Raw genomic sequence first — 7,539 nt, forward strand, 5'->3', positions numbered from 1 at the left:
GAAAAAGGCTTGCCACTTGGCAAGCCTTTTTGTTTTTAGCAAGTTAGAACCACGTTGTTCTATTTCTTAAACATTGCTCGAATATTGGCGATGTGTGCTTGTCCTTTTGCCATACGCTCTTCTGCCGATACTGGCTTTTTGTTTGCTTCCCATTCAACGTCATCAAATGGTAGTTCATCCAAGAAGCGGCTTTGCGTCGGCTTGATCAATTCACCAAACTGTCGGCGCTCCTTACACATGGTAAACGTCAGCTCACGCTGCGCACGAGTAATACCCACGTACATTAGGCGACGTTCTTCTTCAACGTTATCTTCATCAATACTGGTCTGGTGCGGCAGAATGCCCTCTTCCGAACCAATCAAGTACACGAACGGGAACTCAAGACCTTTTGAAGCATGCAGGGTCATCAATTGAACCGCATCACTGTCCTCATCTTCTTCACCGCGCTCCATCATGTCACGTAGAGTAAGACGTTGAACTACCTCTTTTAACGTCTTCTCTTCTTGGTCGTAGTTATCACCTTCTAGGTCGGCCACAATCCAAGAGTAAAGGTCAGAAACGTTCTTCATGCGCATTTCAGCCGCTTTCGGGCTTGCTGACGTTTCGTATAGCCAGTCCTCATAATGAATATCACGTACAAGTGAGCGTACCGCTTCAACCGTATCACCACGCTCGGCTTGATCGGCAATCGCCACCAACCATTTAGTAAAACGGCGTAGGTTCTCTAAGCCACGGCCGGTTAGGTGCTGCTCCAATCCCATTTCAAAGCTGACTTCAAACAAGCTCTTACCACGCATGTTGGCGTAGCTACCTAGCTTCTCTAGAGTCACGGGACCAATTTCACGACGCGGCGTATTCACAATGCGTAGGAACGCGTTGTCATCGTCTGGGTTCACCAATACGCGTAGGTAAGCCATGATGTCTTTGATCTCTGCTCGAGCGAAGAAAGACGTGCCGCCAGACAGTTTGTATGGCACACGGTTTTGCATCAGTGACTTTTCAATCAAACGAGATTGGTGGTTACCACGATACAAAATCGCATAATCTTTATATTCGGTGCGGTTTAGGAACTTATGCGCAATCAATTCGCCCGTTACGCGTTCTGCTTCGTGTTCTTCATTCTTCGCCAACAACACTTTGAGTTTTTCGCCATCAGGAATTTCCGAAAAAAGCGATTTCTCATATACGTGTGGGTTGTTCGCAATCAAGATGTTTGCCGCACGAAGAATACGACTGGTCGAGCGGTAATTCTGCTCCAACTTAATCAAGCGCAAATTTGGGTAATCTTCACCAAGCAAAACTAAGTTTTGCGGTTTAGCACCACGCCATGAATAGATAGATTGGTCATCGTCACCTACGACGGTCAAACGACCACGCTCGCCAACGATGAGCTTCACCAAGTCATATTGGCTAGTGTTGGTATCTTGATATTCGTCCACCAATAGGTAACGAATGCGGTTCTGCCAACGTTGACGCACTTCTTCATTGTTACGTAGCAATTGCACTGGCAGAGAAATCAGGTCATCAAAGTCGAGCGCGTTGTATGCCTTCATCTGCTTCTGATACATCTCAAAACAGAAAGCAAACAGTTGTTGTTGCTCACCTTGAGCCAACGCTTTGGCTTGCTCTGGTGTCAGCATGTCGTTCTTCCAGTTGGAAATACAACTTAACAACTGACGCAACAAATCTTTATCGCCGTCTAGCTGCTTTTCTGTCAGCTCTTTAAGAAGCGCAAGCTGGTCTTGATCATCAAACAGTGAGAAGCCCGCTTTCAAGCCAAGATGTTTGTACTCACGCTTGATGATGTTGAGCCCTAAGGTGTGGAAGGTCGAGACCATCAGACCTTTCGATTCAGCTTTACCTAGTGTCTGACCAACACGCTCTTTCATCTCACGCGCAGCTTTATTGGTAAAGGTTACCGCAGCAATATTACGTGCCTTGTAGCCACACTGCTGAACCAAATAAGCGATTTTATTGGTAATTACACGAGTTTTACCCGAGCCCGCCCCAGCAAGTACCAAGCATGGGCCTGATACGTACTTAACGGCTTCGTCTTGTCTAGGGTTCAGCTTCATAAAAATTCTCTGCGGGTGGAAATAGTGGCGCCTATGATAAAGGGGTGACCGTGGGAAAGCTACGCTGATTTTCACCTAACTTTTACACAAAGAGTTTAATATTACATAGCGTAAATGCCCAAAATCTACGCTATAATGAATGAACGTTCATTCACTCCGCTAATAAGACTATGGCTACCAATCAAATTCGCAAAGATAAACGAGAGCAAATCGTTATCGCTGCTGAACGTCTAATTGCAGAATCAGGGTTTCAGGGACTCTCAATGCAAAAGCTTGCCGATGAAGCAGGTGTCGCTGCTGGTACGATATATCGTTATTTCTCAGACAAAGAACACTTACTCAAAGAAGTGCGTCTTATAGTCACGACACGAATAGCAGAGGCAGTACAGTGCAATGTGGATGATAGTATGCCTTTGAAACAACGCTTTAGAACAATGTGGATGAATATCTGGCACTTTGCCGGAGCTAATGTAAATACCTTGAGCAACCGTCTTCAATACGACGCGTTACCCTGCCCAACACAAGCTTGTACGAGAGAACATGAGAGGAAACTATTCATTCACGTAGATCGTCTCTTTGATCAAGGAAAAGCAGAAGGACTTTTTAAACCTCTCGCAAATGAGGTGCTATCTGGGCTTAGTTTCGAAGCAAGCGTGGCGCTTGCAAGGAAACATGCCTTGGGGATCTATCAACTGGATGAGCATGCAGTAGACGCGGCAATTGAAGCCAGTTGGGACGCAATTATTAAACACTAATTTGGAGTTCTAAACAGAATGAAAAAGTGGACTTTCTTTATGGTGCTAATCGCAATTCTCCTATTTGGGAGTGTGATAGGCTTCAACTTATTCAAACAGCAAAAAATTGCCGAATACATGGCAAACCGTCCAGAGCCTGAATTCCCTGTAACCGTGACCGAAGTACAAGCGGTAGATTGGGTTCCAGTTATTGAAGCGATCGGCTTTATTGAACCTAATCAAGGTGTGACTGTCGCCAACGAAACTAGTGGAGTAATCGATAAGATTTCGTTTGAGTCAGGAACTCAAGTGGATACTGGTCAGTCTTTAATACACCTAGACTCCGATGTTGAAAAGGCAAACCTTCAGAGCTCACAAGCCAGACTGCCTGCCGCAAAAGCCAAATATAAACGCTACCAGGGTCTCTTCAAAAAAGGCTCTGTATCCAAGGAAGCGTACGACGAGGCTGAAGCAAACTACTTCTCGCTGAAAGCGGATATTGAAAGCCTTAAAGCAACCATCGACCGCCGTGAAATCAAAGCACCATTTACTGGTGTTGTTGGTATTCGTAATGTTTATCTTGGACAGTACCTACAAGCTGGTACCGATATCGTGCGCCTTGAAGACACCAGCGTGATGCGTCTACGTTTCACTGTTTCCCAAACAGATATCTCTCGCATCAAGCTAGACCAAGAGGTAGACATCTTTGTTGATGCTTACCCTGACAAGCCATTCAAAGGCTCTATCTCGGCGATTGAACCAGCAGTTAACGTTCAAAGCGGTCTGATCCAAGTACAGGCAGACATTCCAAACAGCGATGGCAAACTTCGTAGTGGTATGTTCGCTCGTGCCAATATCATTCTACCAAAGCTAGAGAACCAAGTAACGCTGCCGCAAACGGCTATCACGTTTACGCTGTACGGCGATAACGTCTACATTGTTACTGAAGAAGACGGTGAAAAACGGGTAAAACAGCACGTTGTGAAAGTGGGTGAACGAACAAAAGACATCGCGCATATCCTAAATGGCGTGAAACCGGGTGACCTCGTAGTAACCTCTGGGCAAGTTCGCCTTAGTAACCATGCAAAAGTGACCATCGTTGAAGATGCCGCACTTACACCACCTGCTGAAACACCAATGCTTTAATTGGAGGCATAATGCGCTTTACTGATGTTTTTATTAAACGTCCAGTTTTAGCGGTATCGATCAGCTTTTTGATTGCGTTGCTTGGTTTGCAAGCCGTATTCAAGATGCAAGTTCGTGAATACCCTGAAATGACAAACACGGTGGTTACCGTAACCACCAGTTATTACGGTGCGAGTGCCGACCTGATCCAAGGCTTTATTACCCAGCCTTTGGAGCAAGCCGTCGCTCAGGCCGATAACATCGACTATATGACTTCATCCTCGGTGCTTGGTACATCTACCATCACTGTAAACATGAAGCTGAACACTGACCCAAATGCAGCGCTGTCTGATATCTTGGCGAAAACCAACTCGGTTCGTTCACAGCTTCCAAAAGAAGCGGAAGACCCAACAGTAACCATGTCGACTGGCTCGACTACCGCAGTACTGTACATCGGTTTCACCAGTGACGAGTTGTCTTCTAGCCAGATCACTGACTACCTTGAGCGTGTAATTAACCCTCAGCTATTTACGGTAAACGGTGTATCGAAGGTGGACTTATACGGTGGTATGAAATACGCGCTCCGCGTATGGCTAGATCCAGCGAAAATGGGCGCACTTAAGCTGACAGCGACCGACGTGATGACGGTACTAAACGCCAACAACTATCAGTCGGCAACTGGCCAGGCGACAGGTGAATTCGTACTTTACAACGGTAGCGCAGATACTCAGGTATCCAACGTTGCTGAACTCGAGGCACTAGTTGTTAAAACAGGTGAAGGTGACGTAATTCGTCTTGGCGACATTGCAAAGGTCACATTAGAAAAGAGCCACGACATTTACCGTGCGAATGCGAACGGTCAGGAGGCAGTAGTTGCTGCTATCAACGCGGCACCAAGCGCTAACCCAATCAACATTTCGGCAGATGTACTGAAGCTTTTGCCTCAATTAGAGCGTAACTTGCCAAGTAACATCAAAATGAACGTGATGTACGACTCAACGATCGCCATCAATGAATCTATTCACGAAGTTGTGAAAACCATTCTTGAGGCGGCAGTGATCGTACTTGTTGTGATCACTTTGTTCCTTGGTTCATTCCGTGCGGTAATTATCCCTATCGTTACTATCCCGCTTTCATTGATTGGTGTTGCGATGGTGATGCAGGCAATGGGCTTCTCATGGAACTTGATGACACTTCTGGCAATGGTACTCGCCATCGGTCTGGTGGTGGATGATGCGATCGTGGTTCTTGAGAACGTCGACCGCCACATCAAAGAAGGGGAATCGCCGTTCCGTGCAGCCATCATAGGTACTCGTGAAATCGCCGTACCAGTAATCGCAATGACGCTAACCCTAGGTGCAGTGTACGCGCCGATCGCGCTGATGGGCGGTATCACGGGCTCTCTATTTAAAGAGTTCGCATTAACCCTAGCTGGTGCAGTATTTGTGTCCGGTATCATCGCGCTAACTCTGTCACCGATGATGTGTTCAAAAATGCTTAGGGCAAACGAAGAGCCAAGCAAGTTTGAACAAAAAGTACACCACGTATTGGATGGCATGACCAACCGCTACGCAAAAATGCTGACCGCTGTTATGGCACACCGCCCAGTGATCATTGCTTTCGCTATCATCGTGTTCGCAACGCTACCAATCCTGTTTAAGTTTATTCCAAGTGAATTGGCTCCTTCAGAGGACAAAGGCGTAGTGGTACTGATGGGAACAGCACCATCGAATGCAAACTTGGACTACATTGAACATACCATGAGAGACGTGAATAAGATTCTGTCTAATCAGCCGGAAGTGGAATATGCTCAAGTGTTTAATGGTGTACCAAACTCAAACCAAGCGTTCGGTCTAGCGACTCTAAAACCGTGGAGTGAGCGTGAGGCAAGCCAGGCAGATATTACCAAGCGTGTAGGTGAGTTGGTTTCTCACGTACCGGGAATGTCTGTAACCGCATTCCAGATGCCAGAGCTTCCTGGTGCCGGTTCAGGTCTACCGATTCAGTTCGTTATCACTACGCCAAACAGCTTCGAGAGCTTGTTTACTATCGCAAGTGACATCCTAGCTGATGTATCTACTAGCCCACTATTTGTCTACTCAGATCTGGATCTAAACTACGATTCAGCAACGATGAAGATCAGTATCGACAAAGACAAGGCTGGTGCGTACGGCGTGACCATGCAAGACATTGGTGTAACACTAAGTACCATGATGGCGGACGGTTACGTGAACCGTATCGACCTAAACGGTCGTTCATACGAGGTTATCCCTCAAGTTGAACGTAAATGGCGCCTTAACCCAGAGTCGATGAAGAACTACTACGTTCGCTCAGTTGACGGTAAAGCAGTTCCACTGGGTAGCTTGATCACGATTGATGTTGTCGCAGAGCCTCGCTCACTGCCGCACTTCAACCAGCTAAACTCAGCAACCGTTGGTGCAGTACCTTCACCAGGTGTTGCAATGGGTGATGCGATCAACTGGTTCGAAGACGTGGCACAAAACAAACTGCCATCGGGCTACAACCATGACTACATGGGTGAAGCTCGTCAGTTTGTAACGGAAGGTAGCGCACTATACGCCACATTCGGCTTGGCTTTGGCGATCATCTTCCTAGTACTGGCGATTCAGTTTGAATCTATCCGCGATCCAATCGTAATCATGGTATCGGTGCCGCTAGCGGTATGTGGTGCATTGATTGCTCTGGCGTGGGGTACGGCATCGATGAACATCTACTCGCAGGTTGGTTTAATTACTCTGGTTGGTCTGATCACCAAGCACGGTATCCTGATCTGTGAAGTAGCGAAAGAAGAGCAGTTACACAACAAACTGTCTCGTATCGATGCAGTAATGGAAGCGGCGAAAGTTCGTCTACGTCCAATCCTGATGACAACAGCGGCGATGATTGCAGGTCTGATCCCACTGATGTACGCAACAGGCGCAGGTGCAGCTCAGCGCTTCAGTATCGGTATCGTAATCGTTGCTGGTCTAGCGATCGGTACACTGTTTACGCTATTCGTACTGCCTGTGATTTACAGCTACCTAGCTGAGAAACACAAGCCACTGCCAGTGTTTGTTGAAGACAAAGACTTGGAAAAGCTAGCTCGAGTCGATGAAGCAAAAGCAGCTCATCGCGAATTAGCTGATAACAAGTAAGCATAAAGCACTTAGAAAAAGGTCACTTCGGTGGCCTTTTTTATTGCTGCTCTCTTTTTTGCCATCTAAATGGCGACTTTCCCGTATCATTTACATAGAATGTGGGCAAATCAAAAGGAGTTTTAGCCACTATGTTTGACCCAAAGAAATTAGAGCAAATCGCTAAACAAATTCACGAATCAATGCCACAGCCAGTAAAAGAGCTAGGCGCCGATGTTGATCAAAAAGTTCGCCAAGTAATCCAAGGTCAGCTAAACAAGCTAGACGTAGTTAGCCGCGAAGAATTCGACGTACAAACTCAAGTTCTTCTGCGTACTCGTCAAAAGCTGACAGAAATGGAAAAGAAATTGGCAGAGCTTGAAGAAAAGCTAGCTGATAAATAAGCGAGAAGCGAGAAGCGAGAAGCGAGAAGCGAGAAGCGAGAAGCGAGAAGCGAGAAGCGAGAAGCGA

Annotated in this window: 5 protein-coding genes; 4 read left to right on the forward strand and 1 reads right to left on the reverse strand. The window is 46.6% G+C overall.

What is annotated here, in order from left to right; translation table 11 throughout:
* Nucleotides 1-59: 59 nt before the first annotated feature.
* Complete coding sequence (gene rep / locus KIV40_RS11600; protein WP_285349322.1) at nucleotides 60-2,075, reverse strand: DNA helicase Rep; 2,016 nt, start codon at nucleotides 2,073-2,075, stop codon at nucleotides 60-62.
* 170 nt (nucleotides 2,076-2,245) lie between these two features.
* Here rep and KIV40_RS11605 point away from each other — a divergent pair, with 170 nt between their 5' ends.
* The 4 genes from KIV40_RS11605 to KIV40_RS11620 all read left to right on the forward strand — a co-directional run bounded on the left by KIV40_RS11605 (nucleotide 2,246) and on the right by KIV40_RS11620 (nucleotide 7,472).
* On the forward strand, nucleotides 2,246-2,830 hold the full coding sequence (locus KIV40_RS11605; RefSeq protein ID WP_010650400.1) for a TetR/AcrR family transcriptional regulator: 585 nt from the start codon (nucleotides 2,246-2,248) through the stop codon (nucleotides 2,828-2,830).
* Nucleotides 2,831-2,848: 18 nt separating this feature from the next.
* The gene (locus KIV40_RS11610; protein ID WP_010650398.1) at nucleotides 2,849-3,955 is read left to right on the forward strand and encodes an efflux RND transporter periplasmic adaptor subunit; all 1,107 of its coding nucleotides are present in this window, start codon (nucleotides 2,849-2,851) and stop codon (nucleotides 3,953-3,955) included.
* A gap of 11 nt (nucleotides 3,956-3,966) precedes the next feature.
* Nucleotides 3,967-7,089, forward strand: a complete 3,123-nt coding sequence (gene vmeD, locus KIV40_RS11615; protein ID WP_005536477.1) for a multidrug efflux RND transporter permease subunit VmeD — start codon at nucleotides 3,967-3,969, stop codon at nucleotides 7,087-7,089.
* Nucleotides 7,090-7,220: 131 nt separating this feature from the next.
* Nucleotides 7,221-7,472 (forward strand): accessory factor UbiK family protein, encoded by a 252-nt coding sequence (locus KIV40_RS11620; protein WP_005427244.1) that lies wholly within the window; start codon nucleotides 7,221-7,223, stop codon nucleotides 7,470-7,472.
* Nucleotides 7,473-7,539: the final 67 nt, after the last annotated feature.

This window comes from Vibrio sp. D173a, assembly GCF_030248475.1.

Bases quoted from the DNA above. Each gene is read 5' to 3' on its own strand.
- rep (WP_285349322.1), bottom strand. From the start codon at position 2,075: ATGAAGCTGAACCCTAGACAAGACGAAGCCGTTAAGTACGTATCAGGC.
- KIV40_RS11605 (WP_010650400.1), top strand. From the start codon at position 2,246: ATGGCTACCAATCAAATTCGCAAAGATAAACGAGAGCAAATCGTTATC.
- KIV40_RS11610 (WP_010650398.1), top strand. From the start codon at position 2,849: ATGAAAAAGTGGACTTTCTTTATGGTGCTAATCGCAATTCTCCTATTT.
- vmeD (WP_005536477.1), top strand. From the start codon at position 3,967: ATGCGCTTTACTGATGTTTTTATTAAACGTCCAGTTTTAGCGGTATCG.
- KIV40_RS11620 (WP_005427244.1), top strand. From the start codon at position 7,221: ATGTTTGACCCAAAGAAATTAGAGCAAATCGCTAAACAAATTCACGAA.